Raw genomic sequence first — 23318 nt, forward strand, 5'->3', positions numbered from 1 at the left:
CAGGCTTGCTACAGAATCACCGCGCTTGCCAGTCAGTGCATTTCCCATGCAGATTTGTGGCTTGTCGCGCCCTGCGCGCCTCCAATTGAAAAGCCCTCAGGACCAAGGACGATGAGTCACTCCTCGCAATTCACCTTGCTCGGCAAGCGGCGTTTCCTGCCGTTTTTCATCACTCAGTCGCTGGGTGCCTTCAACGACAACCTGTTCAAGCAGTCGCTGATCCTGGCGATCCTGTTCAAGCTCAGCCTGGGCGACGGCGACCGTTCGATCTGGGTCAACCTGTGCGCCCTGCTGTTCATCCTGCCGTTCTTCCTGTTCTCTGCGCTGGGCGGGCAGTTTGGCGAGAAGTTCGCCAAGGATGCGCTGATCCGGGCCATCAAGCTGGCCGAGATCGCGATCATGGCGGTAGGCGCGCTCGGTTTCATCACCAACCACCTGGCACTGATGCTGGTGGCGCTGTTCGGCATGGGAACCCACTCGGCTCTGTTCGGCCCGGTGAAGTACTCGATCCTGCCGCAGGCCCTGCGCGAGGAAGAACTGGTCGGCGGCAACGGGCTGGTGGAAACCGGTACTTTCCTGGCCATCCTCGCCGGCACCATCGGCGCTGGGGTGATGATGTCGGCTGACAGCTATGCCACCGTGGTGGCTGGTGGCGTGGTCGGCACCGCCGTGCTCGGTTACCTGGCCAGCCGCTGGATCCCGCGGGCCGCTGCCGCTTCGCCGCAAATGCCGCTGGACCGGAACATCTTCAGGCAGTCGTGGGCGATCCTGCGCATGGGCCTGGGGCAGCCGCCGGCGGTGTCGCGCTCGATCGTCGGCAACTCGTGGTTCTGGTTCGTCGGTGCCATCTACCTCACGCAGATCCCGGCCTACGCCAAGGACTGGCTGCACGGTGACGGCACGGTGGTGACACTGGTGCTGACCCTGTTCTCGGTGGGGATCGCCCTGGGTTCGCTGCTGTGCGAGCGGCTGAGCGGGCGCAAGGTGGAAATCGGCCTGGTGCCGTTCGGCTCGTTCGGCCTGAGCCTGTTCGGCCTGCTTTGGTGGTGGCACTCCGGCGATGTGCCGGCTGCGGCGGCCCCGCACGACTGGCTGGCGCTGTTGGGCATGGGCCAGGCCTGGTGGATCCTGCTGTCGATCGTCGGCCTTGGGGTGTTCGGCGGCTTCTACATCGTACCGCTGTATGCACTGATCCAGGCCCGCACCGCCGAAGACCAGCGCGCCCGGGTGATCGCGGCCAACAACATCCTCAATGCCTTGTTCATGGTGGTGTCGGCAGTGCTCACCATCATCCTGCTGGGCCTGGCCGAGCTGACCATCCCGCAACTGTTCCTGGTGGTGTCGCTGCTCAATATCGCGGTCAACGCCTATATCTTCAGGATCGTGCCCGAGTTCACCATGCGCTTCCTGATCTGGCTGCTCAGCCATTCGATGTACCGCGTGCAGCACCGCGACCTCGAACGCATCCCCGACGAAGGCGCGGCGCTGCTGGTTTGCAACCACGTGTCGTTCGTCGATGCGCTGCTGCTGGGCGGGGCGATTCGCCGGCCGATCCGCTTCGTCATGTACTACAAGATCTACAACTTGCCGGTACTCAACTTCGTGTTCCGCACCGCAGGCGCCATCCCGATTGCCGGGCGCAACGAAGACCTGGCCATCTACGAACGTGCTTTCGCGCGCATTGCCGAGTACCTGGCCGATGGCGAGCTGGTATGCATCTTCCCTGAAGGCAAGCTGACCGGGGATGGCGAAATCGACGTGTTCAAGGGCGGCGTCAACCGCATCCTCGAAGAAACCCCGGTGCCGGTCATTCCGTTGGCCTTGCAGGGGCTGTGGGGCAGCTTCTTCAGCCGTGACCCGGCAAAGGGCTTTTTCAAGCGCCTGTGGTCGCGGGTGACCATCGTGGCAGGCGCCGCCATCCCGGTGGAGGCGGCGCAGCCAGAAGCCTTGCGTGAGCAGGTCAGCCGCCTGCGCGGCAACCTGCGCTAGGGAAGGGCGTCAGCTGGCGCTGACTTTCAGGCCGACCAGGCCGGTAATGATCAGCGCCACGCTGACCAGGCGTACCAGGGCCATGGACTCGCCGAACAGGATGATGCCGGCGATCACCGTGCCGACGGCGCCGACGCCGGTCCATATGGCATAGGCGGTACCCAGCGGCAACTCTTTCATGGCCAGGCCCAGCAGGCCTAGGCTGATGGCCATGGCGGCGACGGTGAGGACGGTGGGCAGTGGTTTGCTGAAGCCGTCGGTGTATTTCAGGCCGACGGCCCAGCCGACCTCGAACAGGCCGGCGAAGAACAGGATGATCCAGGACATGGTGCGTCTCCATCGTTGTGAATGATGGGGCCGTCCCCGGAATGGTCACGCTGTGCGTCGTGAGGTCGTCCTCACAGTGGATACATGGTGCACACCTGCAGCCCTAGGGGCAAGCCTGTACCGGCCTCTTCGCGGGTAAACCCGCTCCTACAGGGATCTCCACAATTTTCAGACCTGTGCAGTACCTGTGGGAGCACCCGCGAAGGGGCCAGTTCAGGCAACTTCAATGCCTGGCCAGCTCCCCACCTTCGGCTTCTGCCACAGGGTCCCCCATACGCCGGAACCAGGTAGACAGCAGCGCCCCGGAAATATTGTGCCAAACGCTGAACAACGCACTCGGCACCGCAGCCAGCGGCGAAAAATGCGCCGCTGCCAGTGCTGCGCCCAGCCCGGAGTTCTGCATGCCCACCTCCAGCGCCAGCGACTTGCGCTGTGCCAGCGGCAGCTTGCACAGCCTGCCGGTCAGGTACCCCAGCAAGTAGCCGAAGCTGTTGTGCAATATCACCACCGCCATGATCAGCAGCCCTGACTCGGCGATCTTCGCCTGGCTGGCCGCCACCACCGCGCACACGATCATCACGATACTCACCACCGACACCAGCGGCAGTACCTGCACCGCCGCCTGCACCCGCGCGCCAAGCAGCCGCTGGGCCAGTACGCCGAGCACGATCGGCAGCATCACCAGCTGCAGGATCGACCAGAACATGTCCATGAAGGACACCGGCAGCCAGGCCGAGGCCAGGAACCAGATCAGCGCCGGGGTCAGCAGCGGGGCGAGCAGGGTGGTGACCGCAGCGATGGCCACCGCCAGCGCCAGGTCGCCGCGTGACAGCCAGACCATCACGTTCGATGCCGTGCCGCTCGGGCAGCAGCCAACCAGGATCACGCCCACGGCGATTTCTGGTGGCAGGTGGAACAGCTGGCACAGCAGCCAGGCCATGCCCGGCATGATCACGAAGTGCGCGACCACCCCCAGCATCACCCGCCAGGGCTGGCGGGCGAGGGCGGCGAAGTCATCGAGCTTGAGGGTGAGGCCCATGCCGAACATCACCAGGCCCAGCAGCGGCACGATGGCCACCTTCAGGGCGATGAACCATTGCGGTTGCAGGAAGGCCATTACGGCGAACACCAGCACCCACAGGGCGAAGGTATTGCCGACGAAGCGGCTGAGGGTGGCGAGGGCACGCATGGGGGGCAATTCCTTTTTGTTTTATCGCTTCAAGAATTTCACTGGCCTCTTCGCGGGCTTGCCCGCTCCCACAGGTACACCACAGTACTCAGAAGCTGTGGTGTACCTGTGGGAGCGGGCAAGCCCGCGAAAGGGCCAGTACGGTCTGAGGATATCTCCCAGGCCAGCACCGGCATTTCAAAACCAGTCAGACCCCTTGCGGAATCTCTTCTCCACCCAGCGCCTCGAACAGCACCGGCAGGAATTCGGCAAAGGTCATCATCATCAACTGGAAGCTGGCATCGAACTGTTGCGCAGCCTCATCGCCACCATCCTGTTCGGCCTGCTCCTGCAGCAGCTCTTCGAACTTCAGGCGCTTGATCACCATCTTGTCATCCAGAATGAACGACAGCTTGTCCTGCCAGGCCAGGGCCAGCTGGGTGACCACCTTGCCAGTGCTCAGGTGCAGCTGAATTTCCTCGCCGGTCAGGTCCTGGCGCTTGCAGCGCACGATGCCGCCGTCTTCGGCAGTGTCGCGCAGTTCGCACTCGTCCAGCACATAGAAGCCTTCGGCAGCTTCCTGCGACTTGACCCACTCGGTCATGGTGGCAACCGGGGCGATTTTCACGGTGGCCGGGCGCACCGGCAGCGAGCCCATCACTTCACGCAAGGTCGACAGCAGGTCTTCGGCACGCTTGGCGCTGGCCGAGTTGACCAGGATCACGCCCAGGCGCGGGGCGATGGCGGCGAAGATCATCGAGCGGCGGATGAACGCGCGCGGCAGGAAGGCCTGGATTATCTCGTCCTTGATCTGGTCGCGTTCCTTTTTATAGACCTTGCGCATCTGCTCGGTCTCGATCTCTTCGACCTTTTCCTTCACCGCGTCGTTGACCACGCTGCTGGGCAGGATGCGTTCCTCCTTGCGCGCGGCAATCAGCAGGTACTCGCCGCTGACATGCACCAGGGGAGCGTCTTCGCCCTTGCCGAATGGCGCGACGAAACCATAGGTGGTCAGCTCCTGGCTGGCGCAGGGGCGGGCCGGCTTGCTGGCCAGGGCCGCTTCCAGCGCTTCAGGCTCGAACGGGACTTCCTGGGTCAGACGGTAGGTCAGCAGGTTCTTGAACCACATGAGGGGCAATCTCTTCTTAATGCATAAGGCGGGCATTATTCTCCGAGCGGTGCTCTCAGGCCAACCCTGTCGGAGTGCCAGTAGCTGTAGCTGAATGTAAAGATGCACGTGGCAACGCTAGGTCTTTGAAAGGCCTGAGGTTTTTTTTGAAAAAAGTTAAAAAAGTGCTTGCCAGGGTACGGGGTCGTCCGTAGAATGCGCGCCACACCGAGACGAAGGGTGATTAGCTCAGCCGGGAGAGCATCTGCCTTACAAGCAGAGGGTCGGCGGTTCGATCCCGTCATCACCCACCACTCGATGTTTAGCGCAGCGGTAGTTCAGTCGGTTAGAATACCGGCCTGTCACGCCGGGGGTCGCGGGTTCGAGTCCCGTCCGCTGCGCCATATTTCACTTCCAGGGCCTACTGAACACCCTGAAGTAACAGAGAAAGCGACCTCAGGGTCGCTTTTTTTGTGCCTGCGATTTGGTGTTTTCGCGAAATCTGCAAAAAGTTTGATAAGTGCTTGCCAGAGCGCCAAGTCGCCCGTAGAATGCGCGCCACACCGAGAGACATGGGTGATTAGCTCAGCCGGGAGAGCATCTGCCTTACAAGCAGAGGGTCGGCGGTTCGATCCCGTCATCACCCACCACTCGATGTTTAGCGCAGCGGTAGTTCAGTCGGTTAGAATACCGGCCTGTCACGCCGGGGGTCGCGGGTTCGAGTCCCGTCCGCTGCGCCATATTCCACTTCCAGGGCCTACTGAACACCCGGAAGTAACAGAGAAAGCGACCTTAGGGTCGCTTTTTTTGTTTCTGCATTGAGCAAAAAACTATCTTGTATTGCCTGTCAGGGCCTCATCGCCGGCAAGCCAGCTCCCACCTCGACCGCATTGATCTCAAGCCATACGCTATCCCTGTGGGAGCTGGCTTGCCGGCGAATGGGCTGCAAAGCAGCCCCGGCAATCTCAGCGGCGACGCTCTTCTTCCCGTAAGGTCAGCACCTCGACCCCATCCTCGTTCACCGCCACGGTATGCTCCCACTGCGCTGACAAGCTGTGGTCGCGGGTAATCACCGTCCAGCCATCCTTCAGCGTGCGCGTCCCGCGTCCGCCCTGGTTGATCATCGGTTCGATGGTAAACACCATCCCCGGCTTCAACTTCAGGCCCATCCCGCGCTGGCCAATGTGCAGCACCTCGGGCCCTTCATGCATCTGCTGGCCAATGCCATGCCCGCAATACTCACGTACGACGCTGTAGCCCGCCGCTTCGGCATGGGTCTGGATGGCATGGCCGATATCACCCAGCGTAGCCCCGGGGCGTACCTGTTCGATGCCTTTCCATAGCGCGTCATAGGTGGTGTCGACCAGGCGCTGCGCCTCATCGCTGATCGGCCCGATGCTGTACATCTTCGACGAGTCGGCGATATAGCCGCCTTGTTCCAGGGTGATGTCGACGTTGATGATCGAGCCTTCTTTCAGCACTTCATCGACCTTGGGCATGCCATGGCACACCACATGGTCCACCGAGGTGTTGAGCGCATAGGGGAAACCATACTGGCCCTTGCTCGCCGGGCGGGCCTTGAGCGTGCCGACGATGAACGCCTCGGCGCGGTCGTTGATCTGCATGGTGGTTACGCCGGGGCGGATGAAGCTGTCGAGGTCGGCGAACACCTGGGCAAGCAGCTGGCCGGCGCGGCGCATCAGGTCGAGTTGGGCGGGGGTCTTGATAATCACCTGGGACATGGGGGGAGGGCAGTGGCTCATGCTGGAATGTGCCCCAGCATAGCGCCATGGGGTGCGGGGTTGCCATCGCATGGTGCACAGCCTGTACCGGCCTCTTCGCGGGCACGCCCGCTCCCACAGGTGCAGCACCGCCCTCAGGCCTTGCGATATCCCTGTGGGAGCGGGCATGCCCGCGAAAGGGGCGGCACAGCTGGCCCATAAATTGCTGTTTCACCTCCATCCAGGGCTATCAACGTCGACAGCCCACAAAACTTCACGACAAAGGCGCCGTGTTGCCCCGCTTGCCCAGCAAGCAGGGGCAGCCGGCGCCTTTTTGCGTTCCCTACAGGAGCCCGCCCATGGCCAACAGCGAAGTGCGCAGCGTCTGCCCCTACTGCGGCGTCGGTTGCGGCATCGTCATGAGCGTCGCCGATGGCAAGGTCGGCAAGATCAGCGGCGACAAGCAGCACCCCAGCAACTTCGGCCGCCTGTGCACCAAAGGCCTCACCGCACACCTGCCGCTGACCGCCGCCGGGCGCATGGAGGATGCCTATGTGCGCCAGCAGCGCAGCCAGCAGCCAGCGCGTACCGGTATCGACCAGGCCATCGCCGCCGCCGCTGCGCGCCTGCGCGGCATCATCGACCAGCACGGCCCCGACGCCGTGGCGCTGTACGTGTCCGGGCAGATGTCGCTGGAGGCGCAGTACCTGGCCAACAAGCTGGCCAAGGGCTTTATCCGCACCCGCCACATCGAGTCCAACTCGCGCCTGTGCATGGCCAGTGCCGGCAGCGGCTACAAGCTGTCGCTCGGTGCCGATGGCCCGCCCGGCAGCTACCAGGACTTCGAGCACGCCGACGTATTCCTGGTGATCGGCGCCAACATGGCCGATTGTCACCCGATCCTGTTCCTGCGCCTGCTCGATCGGGTCAAGGCGGGGGCCAAGCTGATCGTCGTCGATCCGCGGCGCAGCGCCACCGCCGACAAGGCCGACCTGTTCCTGCAGGTGCGTCCCGGCAGCGACATGGCCTTGCTCAACGGCCTGCTGCACCTGCTGCTGCGTAACGGCCACACCGACCCCGACTTCATCGCCCGCCACACCGAAGGCTGGGACGAACTGCCGGCCTTTCTCGATGACTACACCCCTGACCGGGTGGCAGCCGTCACGGGGCTGGCCGAGGCCGACATCATCAAGGCCGCCGAATGGATCGGCAGCGCCAGCAACTGGATGAGCTGCTGGACCATGGGCCTGAACCAGAGCATCCACGGCACCTGGCACACCAATGCGATCTGCAACCTGCACCTGGCCACGGGCGCGATCTGCCGCCCGGGCAGCGGTCCGTTCTCGCTGACCGGCCAACCCAATGCCATGGGCGGCCGCGAGATGGGCTACATGGGCCCCGGCCTGCCAGGTCAGCGTTCGGCGCTGCTAGCGCAAGACCGAGCCTTCGTCGAGCAGCAGTGGCAACTGGCCCCGGGCAGCCTGCGCAACGAAGGCGGCGAGGGCACGGTGGCGCTGTTCGAGCAGATGAAAAGCGGCGCGGTAAAGGCCTGCTGGGTCATCTGCAGCAACCCGGTGGCCAGTGTCGCCAACCGCCAGCAGGTGATCGACGGCCTGCGCCAGGCCGAACTGGTAATTACCCAGGATGCCTTCCTCGACACCGAGACCAACCGCTACGCCGACATCCTGCTACCGGCTGCACTTTGGGCCGAAGGCGAGGGCGTGATGATCAACAGCGAGCGTAACCTCACCCTAATGCCACGTGCCGTCGAACCGCCCGGGCAGAGCCTGCCAGACTGGCAGATCATCGCCCGGGTCGCCTGCGCCATGGGCTATGCCGACGCCTTTGACTACCCCGATGCCGAGGCGGTGTACGAGGAGATCCGCCGCTTTCACAACCCAACCACCGGCTACGACCTGCGGGGCATCGGCTATGCCGAACTGCGCGAGCAGCCGCACCAGTGGCCCTGCGCCCCGGGCCGCGACAACCCGCGCAGCCCGCTGCGCTATCGCAACGACGGCAGCAGCCAGACGCTGTTGCGCGATGCCCAGGGCGAGTGCCCGGTGTTGGCCTTCCCGACCGCCAGCGGCAAGGCCCGCTTCTTCGCCCGGCCCTGGTTGCCGGCGGCGGAGCTGCCGGATGCCGATTACCCCATGGTGCTGAATACCGGCCGCGTGCAGCACCAGTGGCACACCCTGACCAAGACCGGCAAGGTAGCGGCGCTGAACAAGCTGGAGCCCGGCCCCTTCGTGGAAATCCACCGCGACGATGCTGCCCGGCTGGGCATTGCCGAAAAGGACCAGGTGGCCATTCGCTCGCGCCGCGGGCAGGCCGTGCTGCCCGCGCGAATCAGCGACCGGGTCATGCCGGGCAACTGCTTCGCCCCGTTCCACTGGAACGACCTGATTGGCGAGCAACTGGCGATCAACGCCGTGACCTGCGATGCGGTCGACCCGCTGTCGCTGCAGCCGGCGTTCAAACATTGTGCCGTGACCCTGGAGCGGATTGCCGGTGAGCGCATCGAAGCCCTTGATCTGAACACTGCCAATCCGGAGCCTGCCCGCATGCCGACCGCCACCCTGTCCCGTCTGCTTGGCCTGGACACCCTGCCAGCTCCGGTGCTGGCCGAGGAAGAGCGCCATTACCTGCAAGGCTTTTTGCTGGGCCTGGACCAGGCTCGCGCCGAGGGCGTGCCCTGTCTGCCGGCCAGTGCGCCGCTGGCCGCCAACCGCCGGTTGTTCGTCGATGGCTTGCTGGCCGGGCTGTTCGCCCAGCCGGCGGTGCTGCCCGATGCGGCGTTGATGGCACCACGGCACCAGGTGCTGTGGGCTTCGCAAACCGGCAACGGCGAGCTGTTGGCCGAACGCTGTGCCGAGCGCCTGCGCGGTGCCGGCCTCGACGTGCAGCTCAGTTGCATGGAAGCGGTCAGCCCGCGCCAGCTGCAGGGCGCCGCCAGCGTGGTGCTGATCGCCAGCACCTTTGGCGATGGTGACGCGCCCGACAGCGCAGCGGCATTCTGGCAAGCCTTGCAGGGCGAGGAGGGCGCCCACTGCGCCGAACTGCCTTTTGCCGTGCTGGCCCTGGGCGACTCCAGTTACGACCAGTTCTGCGGCTTTGGCCGCAAACTCGACCAACGCCTGGCCGAGCTGGGCGGGCGGCGCCTGCTGCAGCGGGTGGACTGCGAGCCGGACTTCGACGACGCCTTCGCCGCCTGGCTGGATGCGCTGCTGCCCACGCTAAGCAGCGCTGCTGCACCGCAACCGGTCACCGAGCCTGCGCCCGTGGCGGCCTATGGCAAGCAGCAACCCTGGGCTGCCACCTTGCTGGAAAACCGCCTGCTGAACGGCCCGGGTGCTACCAAGGAAACCCGTCAACTGGTGTTCGACCTCAGCGGCAGCGGCTTCACCTATGCCGCCGGTGATGCCCTGGGCGTGTGGCCGCGTAACTGTCCCGCCCTGGTCGACGAGCTGCTGGCGCTGATACAGCTCGATGGCCAGACCATGGTCGAACTGAAAGGCCAGCCCGCCATTCCGCTGACCGAAGCCCTGCAAGCGCACCTGGAAATCGCCAAGGTCACCACGCAGCAGCTGCAGGCCTTCGCCGGCAATGCCCCGGACCTGCAGCGCCTGCTGCAGCCCGAGTGCAAGGCCGAGCTGCAGGACTGGTTGTGGGGGCGGCAACTGGTCGATGTGCTGCGCGCCTTCCCCCAGCAACTGCCGCTGGCCAGCTGGCTGGAGCTGCTCAAGCCCTTGCAGCCGCGCCTGTACTCGATCAGCTCCAGCCCGCTGGCGCACCCGCAGCAGGTGCACCTGACCGTGTCCACGGTGCGCTATGGCGCGCGCAAAGGGGTGTGTTCAAGCTTCCTTGCCGACCGTGCGCAGGCGCTGAAGGTTGCCATCTTCCCGCAGGTGTCGAAGCACTTTCGCCTGCCCGAGGACGACAGCGTGCCGGTGATCATGGTCGGCCCCGGCACCGGAATTGCGCCGTTCAGGGCCTTTCTCGAAGAACGAGAGGCACGTGGGGCGAAAGGGGCTAACTGGCTGTTCTTTGGCGAGCAGTACGCGGCCACCGATTTCTATTACCAGGAGCAGCTACAGGCCTGGCAGGCTGCAGGGCACTTGCGCCTGGACACAGCGTTCTCGCGCGACCAGGCCGAGAAGGTCTACGTGCAGCAGCGCATGCTCGAGCACGGCGCGCAGTTGTGGCAGTGGCTGGAGGCGGGCGCGTACTTCTATGTGTGTGGCGATGCGCAGCGCATGGCCAAGGATGTGGATGCGGCGTTGCGGGTCATCGTCGCCGAGCATGGCAGCATGGATGCAGCGGCGGCTGCGGCTTATGTCGAAGCGCTGGGCAGGGCCAAGCGGTATCGGCGGGATGTGTATTGATGTGCTCCAAGATGGGGAGTGATGCACTTGGAATGTGCATTTGCTGTACTGGCCTCTTCGCGGGCACGCCCGCTCCCACAGGTACTGCACAGGTCTGAATAAACGTGGAGAACCCTGTGGGAGCGGGCGTGCCCGCGAAGAGGCCGGTACAGGAAACAGGGTTGGCACACTCCCTGCTTTATCCCAGTTACAACAAAGCCCACTGATCAACGGCGATCAACCCGGGCCCCCTACCGTGATGAATACAGGCAAAGGCGCCTGGAGCTTCGGCTCCAGGCGCTTTTTTTTTGATCGAGGATCGGCTTATGAAGGCAACAGCGAGCAGCGGGCAACGAGAGCGACTGGTCATCGTCGGCAACGGCATGGTCGGCCACCATTGCGTCGAACAACTGGTCAGCCGCGGCGCCTTGCAGCGCTTCGAAGTGCATGTGTTCGGCGAAGAGCGCCAGCGTGCCTACGACCGCGTGCACCTGTCCGAGTACTTCGGCGGCAGCTGTGCCGAAACCCTGGCCCTGTGCGGGCAGGACTTCTACGGCGCCAACGGTGTGCACCTGCACCTCGGTGAAGGGGTGCTGGAAATCGACCGTGAGCACGCCGAAGTGGTTACCGCCGAGGGCCGCTACGGCTACGACCAGTTGGTGCTGGCCACGGGTTCCTATCCCTTCGTGCCACCGATCGAAGGTTCCAGCGGCAATGCCCGCCTGGTCTACCGCACCCTCGACGACCTCGACGCCATCCGCGCTGCCGCAGCCAGTGCCCGACGTGGCGTGGTAGTGGGCGGTGGCCTGCTTGGCCTGGAAGCAGCCAACGCCCTCAAGTCGCTGGGCCTGGAAGCCCACGTGGTGGAGTTCGCCCCACGGCTGATGCCGGTGCAGCTGGACGGCGAGGGCGGTGCCGCGCTCAAGGCACAGATCGAAGCGCTGGGTGTTGGCGTGCATCTGTCGCGGGCCACCCAGTCGATCAGTGCGGGTGAAGACTACCGCTACCGCATGAACTTCGATGGCGGCGAGCACCTGGAAACCGACCTGATCGTGTTCTCCGCAGGTATCCGCCCGCAGGATGCCCTGGGCCGTGCCTGTGGCCTGGACATCGCCGCGCGTGGCGGCGTGGTGATCGACAACCATTGCCGCAGCAGCGACCCACGCATCTTCGCCATCGGCGAGTGCGCCTCGTGGAACGGCAGCGTGTTCGGCCTGGTCGCCCCTGGCTATAGCATGGCGCGCAACCTGGCGGCTTTGCTGATGGGTGAGGCCGCTGGCGAATTCACCGGTGCCGACATGTCGACCAAGCTCAAGTTGCTGGGCGTGGATGTCGGCTCCATCGGCGATGCCCATGGCGCCACCCCGGGCGCACGCAGCTACCGCTTCATCGACGAAGCCAACAGCGCCTACCGCCGGCTGGTGGTGGATGCCAGCGGCAAGCACGTGCTCGGTGCGGTGCTGGTGGGCGACAACAGCTACTACGACACCCTTCTGCAATACGCCCAGAACGGCATCGCCCTGCCAGCCGACCCCGCGGCACTGATCCTGCCGCAAGGCGGCGGCGCACCGGCCCTGGGCGCCGATGCGCTGCCCGATAGCGCGACCATCTGCTCGTGCCACAACGTCAGCAAGGGCGCGGTCTGCGCCGCCATAGACAGCGGCTGCGGCGACCTTGCCGCAGTCAAGGGCTGCACCAAGGCCGCCACCGGTTGTGGTGGTTGCGCGGCACTGCTCAAGCAGGTGTTCGAGCACGAGCTGACCGCCCGTGGCGTGGCGGTGGACAAGAGCCTGTGCGAGCACTTCGCCTACACCCGTCAGGAGCTGTACGGGCTGGTGCGGGTAGAGGGTATCCGCACCTTCAACGAACTGCTCGAACGCCACGGCAAGGGCCACGTTGGCTGCGATATCTGCAAGCCGGCGGTGGGCAGCATCCTTGCCTCGTGCTGGAACCAGCCGATCATGGACCCGGCGCTGGTGCCGCTGCAGGACACCAACGACACCTTCATGGCCAACATGCAGAAGAATGGCACCTACTCGGTGGTGCCGCGCATCCCCGGTGGTGAAATCACCCCCGACAAGCTCATCGTGATCGGCCAGGTGGCGAAAAAGTACGACCTGTACACCAAGATCACCGGCGGCCAGCGCATCGACCTGTTCGGCGCCCAGTTGCACGAGCTGCCGCTGATCTGGGGCGAGCTGATCGAGGCCGGCTTCGAAACCGGCCACGCCTACGGCAAGTCGACCCGCACGGTAAAGTCGTGCGTCGGCAGCACCTGGTGCCGTTATGGCGTGCAGGATAGCGTCGGCATGGCCCTGCGCCTGGAAGACCGCTACAAAGGCCTGCGCAGCCCGCACAAGCTCAAGTTCGCGGTGTCCGGCTGCACCCGCGAATGTGCCGAAGCACAGAGCAAGGACATCGGCGTGATCGCTACCGACAAGGGCTGGAACCTGTACGTATGCGGCAACGGCGGCATGCGCCCGCGGCACGCCGAACTGTTCGCCACCGACCTCGACGACGAAACCCTGGTGCGCCTGATCGACCGCGTGCTGATGTTCTACATCCGCACCGCTGACAAACTGCAGCGCACCTCGGTGTGGCGCGAGAACCTGGAAGGTGGGCTGGACTACCTGAAGCAGGTGATCATCGACGACAGCCTGGGCCTGGCCAGCGAGCTGGAGGCGCAGATGCAGCATGTGGTCGACCAGTATGAATGCGAATGGGCCAACGCCCTCAACGACCCCGAGAAGCTCAAGCGCTTCCGTACTTTCGTCAACGACCGCCGCGCCGACCCGGACGTGCACTTCGTGCGCGAACGCGAACAGCGCCGGCCTGCTGCGCCACTGCACCTGATCCCAACCGTCGAGGAGGCTATGTGATGAACTTGTCCAATGCTGCTGTGAAAACCCACGAGAACTGGCAGACGGTGTGCCAGGCGGATGACCTGGTGGCTGATTCCGGGGTGGTGGTTTGGCTCGACGGGGCCCAGGTGGCGCTGTTCTACCTGCCGGGGCAGGCGCAGCCGCTGTACGCGGTGGACAACCGCGACCCGCGGTCCGGCGCCAACATCATCGGTCGCGGCCTGGTGGGCAGTGTGCAGGGCGAGCTGGTGGTGGCGGCTCCGTTGTACAAGCAGCACTTCAGCCTGGAGAGCGGGGAGTGCCTGGAGGATAGCGGGCAGCGCCTGCGGGTGTGGCCGGTGCGGTTGAACGGGGAGGCTGTGGAGTTGGCTGTGGCCTGATAGTCATCTGCCGCCTGCACCGGCCTCTTCGCGGGCACGCCCGCTCCTACAGGTACTGCACTGGTCTGGAGAACTGTGGAGATCCCTGTGGGAGCGGGTTCACCCGCGAAAGGGCCGCTACAGGCTACCTGCATGCGGTAAGCTTGAGCCCATGAACCTCGACACCCGCATCAAGTACCGCCACCTGCTGTGCTTCCTGGAGATTGCCCGGCAGGGCAGCCTGGCCAGGGCTGCCGACATCCTGGCAATCAGCCAGCCAGCCATCTCCAAGACCCTCAAGGAACTCGAAGACCTGCTGGAAACACGCCTGTTCGCGCGCAGCCGCCAGGGCGTCGAGCTGACCCCGGCCGGTACGCGTTTCATGCGCTATGCCGGGCCCAGCGTGCAAGCCCTGCGCGATGGCGTCAGCAGCCTGCGTGGCGAGGCGCGGGCGCCGTCGCAAGTGCGCATCGGCGTGTTGTCCACGGTCGAAGGCCTGCTCATGCCCGAAGTGCTGTGCCGCCTGCACCAGCGGCATGAGGCGCTGGTGATCAGTGTGGTCACAGGGGTCAGCGCGCAGTTGCTCGGCCAGTTGCGCCTCGGCGAACTGGAACTGGTGGTCGGGCGCATGACCGACAGCCCGCAGATTCAGGGCCTGTCGTTCGAGCACCTGTACAGCGAGTCGATGAGCCTGGTGGTGCGGCCAGGCCACCCGCTGCTGGCCAGCAAGCCATTAGAGCGCGGGGAGGTTGGACATTACCCGCTGGTGCTGCCGCCAGCCGGCACCACCATCCGCCAGCATGCCGACAGCCTGTTCGTGCAATGTGGCATCCAGATGCCCGCCCAGCGCCTGGAAACCCTGTCGCTGGCGCTGAGCCGGCGCTACCTGTTGGGCAGCGATGCAGTGTGGGTGGCGCCGCGCGATGCGGTGCTGCTCGACCTGCGCCGGGGCGAGCTGGTCGAGCTCGACCTGGGTGTGCGCGAGCCGGGCGGCTCGGTCGGCATCTGTCGCAATGCTGCCTTGCCGCAGAGCCTGCCCGGTCAGTGGGTATGCGAGGTGTTGCGTGAGATGGCGGAGCAGTATCGGCAGGGGAGTTATCCCTGAGGGCGTTCACCAAGACCGGCTTGGTAGGAAATAGCTGCTATCACAGCGTTGGCACCTTTCTGGTTGTCTCGGAATATTCGTCCGGCGACCAACAACCGTTGGCTATCGGGCACGAAGGCAACAGAGGCCTCGATAGTCGGGCGGAAACCATCCATGTAGGGGGTTACACCCAGCTCTCCAAAGCCATCCGGAAAGACGAATCGGGTGTCCAGGTTACCTTCAAGGGCGTAGCACACCGCTCGGTTGTGGCTGTAGAAACTACCGTATCCCATGAGACGACCGTTGACCTCGTGCATGTAATGCCAGCCACCCGGCGTGTCGAACCGTACAGGTTTGCCGCCGTTGAATTCTGCCAGCGGCTTGCCATCGGCACTCAGGCGCAGAAGCTCGGGGTACATTGTTACGTAATCATCGCTATGGCCACCGGGCAGGGTGATTACCATCGCCGGCTCATGGATGGACAGACCGTAGTGATACGTCCCGTCCTGGGCTTTGAAGACGCCTTGATCTGCGAACCCGGTGTCGAGTACCCCGACATCGTTGAAGCTGGCCAGCAGGGAAAAGTCGTGTTCAGAATCGACCGCGACTATGGTTACAAGGACGTTTTGGCCAAATGCGGCCAGTGCGAATCCGGCTCCCGTGGAAAGCGGATACTTCAACGCTGCGTCGAGATCGACAAAGCCGTCGCTACCAAAACCACGTTTCAACTCCCCCTTATCATCGAGCGCGATGAGGAAAGGCCTGCCGTCCTTCGTGGCAATCAACTTGTATCCGTGCGCATGCGAGGTCAACTGCAAGATAGCGCCAGCACCGAGCATCAACTCTTCGCTGTCAATGTAGCCCTTGCTCGCAAAACCCTGATCCAGGCTACCATCAGCATCGAATCGCCACAGGCGCATGGTGAAGCTATTACCGGTGGACAGCCTGCCAAGGCAAAGAAGCTTTTTGTTGTCTGGATCCTCGACCAATTGCGTTGGCGTGAAAGTCTGGTTGGAGAGGTAGTCGTTGAAGCTGGCGAAGGGGGACTCGGCTATTCCTTTTTCGTCCAGCTGCCGGATAAAGCTGCCATTGTAGTCGTCAGCCGCCCGGTATCTATATGTGGCAGCATAGTAAAGCCGCGAATTGATATGGCTCGCGCAAATGTCGGCGCAAACCGAACCGTGCAGGGGGTCATGGCTCTCTACGTGGCTGTAGCCGCCTTCTCCGTAACTCACATCCACAGGCGCCGGCTGCAATGCATCGGTGATACGTGCTGCTGAAGGTGGCATTGGCATTGGCATTGGCATTGGCATTCTGGTTTTGAGTTCACTGTTCATGTCCATCGAACCTCACTGGTTTTGACGTATGGGCATATCTCGCCCGGGGTTCGATTAGGCTCCGTGCAGTGGAGAGGCACCACTGGCAGAAATGACAGGTACTTCAAGCGGCTCGTGCACGTAACGGAGGAAAAAACCTGCTTTCAGGTCAATACTGGCCAGTGGCTGCACATCCTTTGATGAATAAGCGTTTAACTACTGAACTTCCTTACCAAAACCCGCTCCTATGCCGGTAGCCATTGGTCATGGCCGCCTGCTAAGCTCGCGGCTTTACCCTGATTGCCCTTTTGGCGCATGAACAAGGAAATAGCATGAAACAGCATCGTTTGGCGGCTGCGGTTGCCCTGGTAGGCCTGGTACTGGCTGGCTGTGATCAACAGACCAGCAGCCCCGAGCTGAAGACTCCGGCACAGAAAGCCTCCTACGGTATCGGCCTGAACATGGGCAAGAGCCTGGCTCAGGAAGGCATGGAAGACCTTGATTCGAAAGCAGTAGCCCTCGGCATCGAAGACGCCGTTGGCAAGAAGGAACAGCGCATCAAGGACGAAGAGCTGGTAGAAGCCTTCACTGCGCTGCAGAAGCGTGCCGAAGAGCGCCTGGCCAAGGCCAGCGAAGAAGCCGCCTCCGCCGGCAAGAAATTCCTCGAGGAAAACGCCAAGAAGCCAGGCGTGGTCACCACTGCCTCGGGCCTGCAGTACGAAGTGGTCAAGAAGGCCGATGGCCCGCAACCCAAGGCGACTGATGTGGTCACCGTCCACTACGAAGGCAAGCTGATCGATGGCAAGGTGTTCGACAGCTCCGTCGAGCGCGGCAGCCCGATCGACCTGCCGGTCAGCGGCGTGATCCCGGGTTGGGTCGAAGGCCTGCAGCTGATGCACGTCGGCGAGAAGTACAAGCTGTTCATCCCGGCTGAACTGGCTTACGGCGCACAAAGCCCAAGCCCGCTGATTCCGGCCAACTCGGTTCTGGTGTTCGACCTGGAACTGATCGCCATCAAGGATCCGGCCCAGTTGCAGGGCGCCGAGCCGGAAGCGGAAGCTCCTGCTGAAGCCCCGGCCGAAGCGCCTGCCAAGTAACACTGGCTGGCTCACGCAAAACGCCCCGTCCTGACGGGGCGTTTTCGTTTGTGCCGGGTAGTTGGACGAACCTGCAACTGCTGATACTGTCCGAGGAAATGCAGCGTGAAGAAGCAGTATGCTTCTGACGCAAATCGTTTGCGGCGTACGCACCCACGGTGTGAAACGACTGTGTAAAAAACGCCCGATCTGACCGAGGCCCTTGCCTGGCAGGCACCTGGGGTCAGAAACATCGCCCTGTTCACAAGGTTATCCACAATAAATGTGGATAACCTTTTCCTCTGGAGGCTCCATGAGCGCACCCTGGAATTTTGCCCGTTTCCTGCCGTTGGCCGAGCGCCTGCTCAGCCGCGGCCGGTTGCCCGCCTTGCTGTTCGCGGTAGCTCGCAAAGGTCCGCGCATCGGCCAGCTGCGTGAAGACGTGAAGCTGCTGCAGTCGCTGTGCCTGGCCTGGTGGCGCGGCGAGTACCGTGCCATCAGCCCCAAGGCGCTGGTCACCATCGTCGCCGGGCTGCTGTATTTCGTCAGCCCCATCGACGCCATCCCCGACTGGCTGCTGGGCGTGGGTTTCCTTGATGACATCGCGGTGCTGGGCTGGGTACTGAAGACCGTGGCTGACGAACTGGCGCGCTTCAAGGCCTGGCGCGACAGCCAGGCGCCCGAACGGCTGCGCGTGGTCGAGCGGCTGCCGGCCACCCCCGAAGCGCTGCGGTTGGAACGCAACACGCAGTGAAACTGGCCGCAACCGCAGCGCAACTGCACAGACCCCAGAGTTGGTAATATAATTGGCATAAGGGTTATGCCTACGGATTACATGCTGTAATCCTTTTTAAAGGGGTTTGTAATGGGTATTCAGGTCATCAGCCGGGACGGTCAACCCGAGTACGCCGTCGTTCCCTGGGAACAGTACCAGGCACTGCTCAAGGCCGCTGGGCAGGCACCAGCCGAGGTAGTTGCCAGTGAAGCGCAGGGCGATGTAGCCAGTGCGCCATTGCCGGCCTTCAGCGAAGTGGCACAGATTCGCCAGGCAAAGGGCATTGCCCCTGAGCAGTTGGCGCGCAATGTCGGGGTAAGCCCGGCATACCTGGCCATGATCGAATCAGGTGAACGCCAGCCGGATGCTGCTATCCGCCGTGCTCTGGCCTGGCATCTGGGGGTGGCTGGCTGGAGCGAACCATCATGAGCCAGGTCAGGATCAGCCGTCAGCACTGGGATAACCTGCTGGGCGAGCTTGACCTGGCCCGTCGTCAACGTCACTTGCTGACCTATCGAGCGCTGATCGAGCGCTTGCAGTTGCCCAGCCCGGCCATGCAGACGCTGACGGCCGCGCTGGAGTATCTGGCGGTGCTGGATGCCCGCGCCGAGCAGCCATTGCGCAGCTCTCTGGTGATCAGTCAGGGTGCCAGCCGTTTGCCGCGTACCGGATTTTTTGAGTGCGTTGAACGGTTGGGCCGATTTTCCGGGCCGGTCGACGGCATGGAAGCAGCCTCATGGCATGCCTCCGAGGTGGTCAGGGTGTTCGAGTACAGCTATCCCGAAACGGCCTGATTCGTTGCCTGTCCCGGCCTCTTCGCGGGTAAACCCGCTCCTACAAGGTACTGCACAAGGTTCAAGATGTGTGGTGAGCCTGTGGGAGCCGGCTTGCCGGCGATAGGGCCGGAACAGGCAGTGCATCCCTGTGAATCAATCCGCAAGCCCTGCCATCGGCATCCACCACCTCCAATACCTCCAGGTGCCGGTGTCGGCCAAACAACTCCAGCAACTGCCCAATCGTGGCATTGAGCCGCACCGTCGGCTGTTCGGCCTGCGGAACGTTCATCAGCGCCGGTAGCGGCCGGCTTTCGCGCACCCCCAGCTCCTGCGGCCGCCCCAGCAGATAGCCCTGCACCAGGTCCACCCCCATCTCCACCAGCACCGCCAGCTCCTCCGCCATCTCGATGCCTTCGGCAATTACCTGCGCCTTCGACGCTCGGGCAATCTGCAATATCGAACCGACAAATTCACGCTTGAGCGGGTCGCGGTGGATGCCGTCGATGAAGTGGCGATCGATTTTCACATATTCGGGGCGCAGCTCCGACCACAGGCGCAGGCTCGAATAACCCGCTCCCAGATCGTCGATGGCAATCGAGAAGCCCATGTCCCGGTAGTGGTGCAGGGCGTTGGACAGCAGCTGGAAGTCGTCGGTCGGGGTGTGTTCGGTCAGCTCGATTACCACCCGGCTAGGCGGCAGGCCGACCTGTCCGAGCAGTTTCAGGGTCTGCCCGGACGGGTAGTGCGGCTCGAGCAGCGATTCTGGCGAGATGTTGAGAAACAGTTTGCCCTGCAACTGCTGTTCGCTGAAACGCCGGCAGGCGCTTTCCCGGCAGGCAGCCTCCAGTTCGGTCAGGCGGCCAGCCTGGCGGGCGATGGTAAACAGGTTCAGCGGTGCGTGCAGCGGGCTGTTGGACGGCCCGCGGCTCAACGCCTCATGGCCGAAAACCCGTTGCTCGCTCAGGCACATGATCGGCTGGAACAGACTGTGGATGCTGCGTTGAGCCAGGATGGCACTCAAGGCACTGAGCTGTTCGGCGACGGTCATGGCGTATTCCTGAAAATGAAAGGGCCGGGCGATTCCACGCCCGGCCCCTCTATTTCACGACAGCGCGATGACTGTTTGATGACAGGTAAAGCTAATTTGCCATCATTGCCACAGTCTTACTTCTTGGCCACCTTGGTGCTTGCACTCAGGTAGTCGATAAGGATGCGGCCGGTTTCCGACAGGTAGGCATCGTCTTCCGGCTTGGTGTTTTCATCCTCGGTCGGCAGCGCGTCCTCGTCCTCTTTCTTCAGCTCCTTCAGCGGCTCTTCACCCTTGGCCTTGCGGCGGATGTTCTCCAGTGCCAGCTGCTTGGCCTCGATTGCATCGTGGCGTGCACGACGGTCCTGCTCGTTGAGGCTGACGGTCTTTTCGTTCATCAGCTTCTGGGTCAGGGCCAGGCGGTCGCGGATGTAGGTGAACTCTGCATCCTTGTCGCTGCGCGCTTCATGCTGTGCCTTGAGTTGGGCCAGGAACGGCTTGAACGGGTCGGCCGCCGGCTTGACCACCGGGCGAATGGTGTCCCACGGCATGGCCTCGGGCAGGGCGCTCTCGCCGATCTCTTTGGTATCGATGATCGACGGGTAGTCGATGTCCGGCAGCACGCCCTGATGCTGGGTGCTCTGCCCGGAAACCCGGTAGAACTTGGCCAGGGTAAGCTTCAGCTCGCCATGGTTGAGTGGCTGGATGGTCTGCACGGTGCCTTTGCCGAAGGTCTGGCCGCCGATGATCAGCGCACGGTGGTAGTCCTGCATGGCACCGGCGAAGATCTCCGAAGCCGAGGCCGACAGGCGGTTGACCAGCAGTGCCAATGGGCCCTTGTAGAAGGCGCCGGGGTTTTCGTCTTCCAGCACGTCGACACGGCCGTCGCTGTTGCGCACCAGCACGGTCGGGCCTTTCTCGATGAACAGGCTGGTCAGCTCGGTGGCTTCCTGCAGCGAGCCGCCGCCGTTGTTGCGCAGGTCGATGACCACGCCGTCGACTTTTTCTTTCTGCAGCTCGGTCAGCAGCTTCTTCACGTCACGCGTGGTGCTCTTGTACTCCGGGTCACCGGCGCGATAGGCCTTGAAGTCGAGGTAGAAGGCCGGGATCTCGATGATGCCCAGCTTGTAGTCACGCCCGTCCTGCTTGAGCTTGAGCACCGACTTCTTCGCTGCCTGCTCCTCGAGCTTTACCGCCTCGCGGGTGATCGACACGATCTTGCTGGTCTGGTCGCTAGGCGCGTTACTGGCGGGGATGATCTCCAGGCGCACCACCGAGCCTTTCGGGCCGCGGATCAGCTTGACCACTTCGTCCAGGCGCCAGCCGACCACGTCGACCATCTCCTTGTTGCCTTGGGCCACACCGATGATCTTGTCGGCCGGTGCCACCTGCTTGGTCTTGGCCGCCGGGCCTGCCGGCACCAGGCGCACGATCTTGACCTGGTCGTTGTCGCTTTGCAGCACTGCGCCGATGCCTTCCAGCGACAGGCTCATGTTGATGTCGAAGTTTTCTGCGTTGTCCGGCGACAGGTAGTTGGTGTGCGGGTCGTAGGACTGGGCGAAAGTATTGATGTAGGCCTGGAAGATGTCCTCGGCACGGGTCTGGTCCAGGCGCGACAGTTGGTTCTTGTAGCGCTTGGTCAGGGTTTCCTGGATCTGCTTGGGTTCCTTGCCGGCGATCTTCTGGCGTAGCACTTCGTCCTTGACGCGTTTGCGCCACAAATCGTCGAGCTCGGCCTGGTCCTTCATCCACGGGGCGTCCTTGCGGTCGATCAGCAAGGTTTCCTTGGCGTTGAAGTCGATCTTGTCCACGCCCTTGTTCAGCTCGGCCAGGGCGAAGTCCAGACGTTGCTTGACGCGGTCCAGATAGCGTTTGTAGATGGTGAAGCCCGGGTCCAGATTGCCGCTCTTGAGGAAATCGTCGAATTGCGTTTTCCATTTGTCGAATTCGGCGATGTCGGCAGCGGTGAAGTAGCTGCGCGCCGGGTCCAGCAGCTTGATGTAGCTGTCATAGATGATGACCGAACGGGCGTCGTCCAGCGGCGGCTTGCTGTAGTGGTGGCGCTTGAGCAATTCCACCACGTTGAGGCTGGCGACGATCTCGTCGCGGTCCGGCTGCAGGCTGTCCCATTTGTTGGCGGCCGCCGCATTGCCGCCGAGCGTGAGGCTGCCCAGGCCGATCATCAGCGCCAGGGCGGTGCTTGGGAGGAAATGCTTCATGCTGATTCGACGTGGAGACAATTGATCACGCATAGTAGGCCGTCTTTTCTGTTCACCGGTTGCAAAAAACCGGATGCATACTGCAAAAAGCCTGGGGACTTGGCGTTCCCAGGCTCGGTCATATGATTCAACTATGGAGGCACTGTGAAGGCATTGCAAGGCGTTGACGGACATGTGGCTTGGGTCGAGGCCGAGCGCCCGGCCTGCGACGCGGGTCAAGTGCGCATTCGCGTGGCTGCTGCGGGGCTGAACCGCGCCGATCTGCTGCAGATGAAAGGTTTGTACCCACCACCGCCAGGCGCCAGCCCGTACATGGGCCTGGAGTGCGCCGGGGTGATCGAGGAAGTGGGGGCCGGTGCCGACTGGCGGGTGGGTGACCGGGTGTGTGCGCTGCTGGCCAGCGGCGCCATGGCCGAGGAAGTGGTGGTGGATGCCCGCCACGTGCTACCGGTGCCCGAAGGCCTGAGCCTGCACGAAGCGGCGGCGTTGCCGGAGGTATATGCCACTGCTTGGCTGAACATCTTCCAGCTGGGTGGCGTGAAAGCTGGCGAGAAGGTGCTGGTGCACGCTGGCGCCAGTGGCGTTGGCTCGGCCGCCATCCAGCTGTGCAAGGCGTTCGGCAGCCCGGTATGGGTCAGCGTCGGTTCCCAGGACCGCCTGGCCTACTGCGAGGCGCTGGGCGCCGCCGGTGGTGTGGTACGTAACGAAAACCTGGAAGCACTGGAAGGTTTCGGCCCGTTCGACGTGATTCTCGACCCGGTGGGCGCCAGCTACGGCGAGCTCAACCTCAAGTTGCTGGCGCGTGACGGGCGCTGGGTGATCATCGGCCTGATGGGCGGGCGCAAGTTCGAGCTGGACCTGGCACAGGTACTGGGCAAGCGCCTGGAGATTACCGGTTCCACGCTGCGTAACCGCGATGACGGCTTCAAGGCCGAACTGCTGCGCGAGTTGCAGCAGCAGGTGTGGCCGCTGTTTGCCGAAGGGCGCCTGTCGCCGCAGTTGGTGGACACCTACCCGGTGGAGTTTGCCCAGGCGGCGTATGCCGAGCTTGAGACCAACCAGGTGTCGGGCAAGCTGGTGATGGTGATCGACCCAGGCCTGGCTTGAGATTGCCGGGGCTGCTTTGCAGCCCATCGCGACACAAGGCC

17 protein-coding genes and 4 tRNA genes are annotated in these 23318 nt (G+C 63.3%); 14 read left to right on the forward strand and 7 right to left on the reverse strand.

The window, feature by feature from the left end:
• Nucleotides 1-111 precede the first annotated feature (111 nt).
• Complete coding sequence (locus tag GEV38_RS07170; protein ID WP_173895716.1) at nucleotides 112-1989, forward strand: MFS transporter; 1878 nt, start codon at nucleotides 112-114, stop codon at nucleotides 1987-1989.
• 9 nt (nucleotides 1990-1998) lie between these two features.
• On the opposite strand, the gene sugE is transcribed toward GEV38_RS07170, so the two are convergent.
• The 3 genes from sugE to rdgC form a co-directional block, all read right to left on the reverse strand.
• The gene (gene sugE, locus GEV38_RS07175; RefSeq protein ID WP_009686221.1) at nucleotides 1999-2316 is read right to left on the reverse strand and encodes a quaternary ammonium compound efflux SMR transporter SugE; all 318 of its coding nucleotides are present in this window, start codon (nucleotides 2314-2316) and stop codon (nucleotides 1999-2001) included.
• 223 nt (nucleotides 2317-2539) lie between these two features.
• Nucleotides 2540-3505, reverse strand: coding sequence for a bile acid:sodium symporter family protein (locus tag GEV38_RS07180; protein WP_015269263.1), 966 nt, complete (start codon nucleotides 3503-3505; stop codon nucleotides 2540-2542).
• A 187-nt stretch (nucleotides 3506-3692) separates the two neighbouring features.
• Complete coding sequence (gene rdgC, locus GEV38_RS07185; protein ID WP_013971401.1) at nucleotides 3693-4613, reverse strand: recombination-associated protein RdgC; 921 nt, start codon at nucleotides 4611-4613, stop codon at nucleotides 3693-3695.
• A gap of 217 nt (nucleotides 4614-4830) precedes the next feature.
• On the opposite strand from rdgC, the gene GEV38_RS07190 reads away from it, so the two are divergent.
• The 4 genes from GEV38_RS07190 to GEV38_RS07205 all read left to right on the forward strand — a co-directional run bounded on the left by GEV38_RS07190 (nucleotide 4831) and on the right by GEV38_RS07205 (nucleotide 5332).
• Nucleotides 4831-4906, forward strand: a tRNA-Val gene (locus GEV38_RS07190).
• A gap of 13 nt (nucleotides 4907-4919) precedes the next feature.
• A tRNA-Asp gene (locus GEV38_RS07195) sits at nucleotides 4920-4996 on the forward strand.
• 170 nt (nucleotides 4997-5166) lie between these two features.
• Nucleotides 5167-5242 (forward strand) — tRNA-Val (locus GEV38_RS07200).
• Nucleotides 5243-5255: 13 nt separating this feature from the next.
• Nucleotides 5256-5332: transfer RNA gene (locus tag GEV38_RS07205), tRNA-Asp, on the forward strand.
• 225 nt (nucleotides 5333-5557) lie between these two features.
• On the opposite strand, the gene map is transcribed toward GEV38_RS07205, so the two are convergent.
• Nucleotides 5558-6406, reverse strand: coding sequence for a type I methionyl aminopeptidase (gene map / locus GEV38_RS07210; protein ID WP_080604847.1), 849 nt, complete (start codon nucleotides 6404-6406; stop codon nucleotides 5558-5560).
• 266 nt (nucleotides 6407-6672) lie between these two features.
• On the opposite strand from map, the gene GEV38_RS07215 reads away from it, so the two are divergent.
• From GEV38_RS07215 to pcaQ, 4 genes are all read left to right on the forward strand, one after another.
• Nucleotides 6673-10698, forward strand: coding sequence for a bifunctional nitrate reductase/sulfite reductase flavoprotein subunit alpha (locus tag GEV38_RS07215; protein WP_054573870.1), 4026 nt, complete (start codon nucleotides 6673-6675; stop codon nucleotides 10696-10698).
• Between the two features lie 305 nt (nucleotides 10699-11003).
• Nucleotides 11004-13556, forward strand: coding sequence for a nitrite reductase large subunit NirB (gene nirB, locus GEV38_RS07220; protein ID WP_054573871.1), 2553 nt, complete (start codon nucleotides 11004-11006; stop codon nucleotides 13554-13556).
• Nucleotides 13556-13918 carry a nitrite reductase small subunit NirD gene (gene nirD / locus GEV38_RS07225; protein ID WP_054573872.1) on the forward strand — a complete coding sequence of 121 codons (363 nt, stop codon included), beginning with the start codon at nucleotides 13556-13558 and terminating at the stop codon, nucleotides 13916-13918. The genes nirB and nirD overlap by 1 nt, the downstream gene beginning before the upstream one ends.
• Before the next feature lie 151 nt (nucleotides 13919-14069).
• Nucleotides 14070-15002: a pca operon transcription factor PcaQ gene (gene pcaQ / locus GEV38_RS07230; protein WP_015269268.1), complete on the forward strand. Its 933-nt coding sequence runs from the start codon at nucleotides 14070-14072 to the stop codon at nucleotides 15000-15002.
• Here pcaQ and GEV38_RS07235 read toward each other — a convergent pair.
• Nucleotides 14993-16318 (reverse strand): hypothetical protein, encoded by a 1326-nt coding sequence (locus tag GEV38_RS07235; protein WP_152976837.1) that lies wholly within the window; start codon nucleotides 16316-16318, stop codon nucleotides 14993-14995. The genes pcaQ and GEV38_RS07235 overlap by 10 nt on opposite strands.
• Before the next feature lie 311 nt (nucleotides 16319-16629).
• On the opposite strand from GEV38_RS07235, the gene GEV38_RS07240 reads away from it, so the two are divergent.
• The 4 genes from GEV38_RS07240 to GEV38_RS07255 all read left to right on the forward strand — a co-directional run bounded on the left by GEV38_RS07240 (nucleotide 16630) and on the right by GEV38_RS07255 (nucleotide 18942).
• Nucleotides 16630-17394 carry an FKBP-type peptidyl-prolyl cis-trans isomerase gene (locus GEV38_RS07240; RefSeq protein ID WP_003257347.1) on the forward strand — a complete coding sequence of 255 codons (765 nt, stop codon included), beginning with the start codon at nucleotides 16630-16632 and terminating at the stop codon, nucleotides 17392-17394.
• A 292-nt stretch (nucleotides 17395-17686) separates the two neighbouring features.
• The gene (locus tag GEV38_RS07245) at nucleotides 17687-18127 is read left to right on the forward strand and encodes a YkvA family protein (RefSeq protein ID WP_015269270.1); all 441 of its coding nucleotides are present in this window, start codon (nucleotides 17687-17689) and stop codon (nucleotides 18125-18127) included.
• Between the two features lie 111 nt (nucleotides 18128-18238).
• Nucleotides 18239-18577, forward strand: a complete 339-nt coding sequence (locus tag GEV38_RS07250; protein WP_015269271.1) for a helix-turn-helix transcriptional regulator — start codon at nucleotides 18239-18241, stop codon at nucleotides 18575-18577.
• Nucleotides 18574-18942: a hypothetical protein gene (locus GEV38_RS07255; RefSeq protein ID WP_013971408.1), complete on the forward strand. Its 369-nt coding sequence runs from the start codon at nucleotides 18574-18576 to the stop codon at nucleotides 18940-18942. Before GEV38_RS07250 ends, GEV38_RS07255 begins: the two co-directional genes overlap by 4 nt.
• Before the next feature lie 61 nt (nucleotides 18943-19003).
• Here GEV38_RS07255 and GEV38_RS07260 read toward each other — a convergent pair whose 3' ends face one another.
• Together GEV38_RS07260 and GEV38_RS07265 are read right to left on the reverse strand one after the other, a co-directional pair.
• On the reverse strand, nucleotides 19004-19972 hold the full coding sequence (locus GEV38_RS07260) for an EAL domain-containing protein (RefSeq protein WP_015269272.1): 969 nt from the start codon (nucleotides 19970-19972) through the stop codon (nucleotides 19004-19006).
• A 116-nt stretch (nucleotides 19973-20088) separates the two neighbouring features.
• Nucleotides 20089-22170: a carboxy terminal-processing peptidase gene (locus tag GEV38_RS07265; protein ID WP_013971410.1), complete on the reverse strand. Its 2082-nt coding sequence runs from the start codon at nucleotides 22168-22170 to the stop codon at nucleotides 20089-20091.
• 144 nt (nucleotides 22171-22314) lie between these two features.
• Between GEV38_RS07265 and GEV38_RS07270 the strand changes: the two genes are divergently transcribed.
• Nucleotides 22315-23277 (forward strand): NAD(P)H-quinone oxidoreductase, encoded by a 963-nt coding sequence (locus GEV38_RS07270; protein ID WP_054573874.1) that lies wholly within the window; start codon nucleotides 22315-22317, stop codon nucleotides 23275-23277.
• Nucleotides 23278-23318: the final 41 nt, after the last annotated feature.

This window comes from Pseudomonas sp. 13159349 (assembly GCF_013305685.1).
Lineage (GTDB): Bacteria > Pseudomonadota > Gammaproteobacteria > Pseudomonadales > Pseudomonadaceae > Aquipseudomonas > Aquipseudomonas asiatica.

Coding starts and splice junctions, on each gene's coding strand:
- nirD (WP_054573872.1), top strand. CDS start 13,556: ATGAACTTGTCCAATGCTGCTGTGAAAACCCACGAGAACTGGCAGACG.
- GEV38_RS07255 (WP_013971408.1), top strand. CDS start 18,574: ATGAGCCAGGTCAGGATCAGCCGTCAGCACTGGGATAACCTGCTGGGC.
- GEV38_RS07240 (WP_003257347.1), top strand. CDS start 16,630: ATGAAACAGCATCGTTTGGCGGCTGCGGTTGCCCTGGTAGGCCTGGTA.
- pcaQ (WP_015269268.1), top strand. CDS start 14,070: ATGAACCTCGACACCCGCATCAAGTACCGCCACCTGCTGTGCTTCCTG.
- GEV38_RS07260 (WP_015269272.1), bottom strand. CDS start 19,972: ATGACCGTCGCCGAACAGCTCAGTGCCTTGAGTGCCATCCTGGCTCAA.
- GEV38_RS07170 (WP_173895716.1), top strand. CDS start 112: ATGAGTCACTCCTCGCAATTCACCTTGCTCGGCAAGCGGCGTTTCCTG.
- rdgC (WP_013971401.1), bottom strand. CDS start 4,613: ATGTGGTTCAAGAACCTGCTGACCTACCGTCTGACCCAGGAAGTCCCG.
- sugE (WP_009686221.1), bottom strand. CDS start 2,316: ATGTCCTGGATCATCCTGTTCTTCGCCGGCCTGTTCGAGGTCGGCTGG.
- GEV38_RS07215 (WP_054573870.1), top strand. CDS start 6,673: ATGGCCAACAGCGAAGTGCGCAGCGTCTGCCCCTACTGCGGCGTCGGT.
- GEV38_RS07235 (WP_152976837.1), bottom strand. CDS start 16,318: ATGAACAGTGAACTCAAAACCAGAATGCCAATGCCAATGCCAATGCCA.
- nirB (WP_054573871.1), top strand. CDS start 11,004: ATGAAGGCAACAGCGAGCAGCGGGCAACGAGAGCGACTGGTCATCGTC.
- GEV38_RS07250 (WP_015269271.1), top strand. CDS start 18,239: ATGGGTATTCAGGTCATCAGCCGGGACGGTCAACCCGAGTACGCCGTC.
- GEV38_RS07265 (WP_013971410.1), bottom strand. CDS start 22,170: ATGAAGCATTTCCTCCCAAGCACCGCCCTGGCGCTGATGATCGGCCTG.
- map (WP_080604847.1), bottom strand. CDS start 6,406: ATGCGATGGCAACCCCGCACCCCATGGCGCTATGCTGGGGCACATTCC.
- GEV38_RS07245 (WP_015269270.1), top strand. CDS start 17,687: ATGAGCGCACCCTGGAATTTTGCCCGTTTCCTGCCGTTGGCCGAGCGC.
- GEV38_RS07180 (WP_015269263.1), bottom strand. CDS start 3,505: ATGCGTGCCCTCGCCACCCTCAGCCGCTTCGTCGGCAATACCTTCGCC.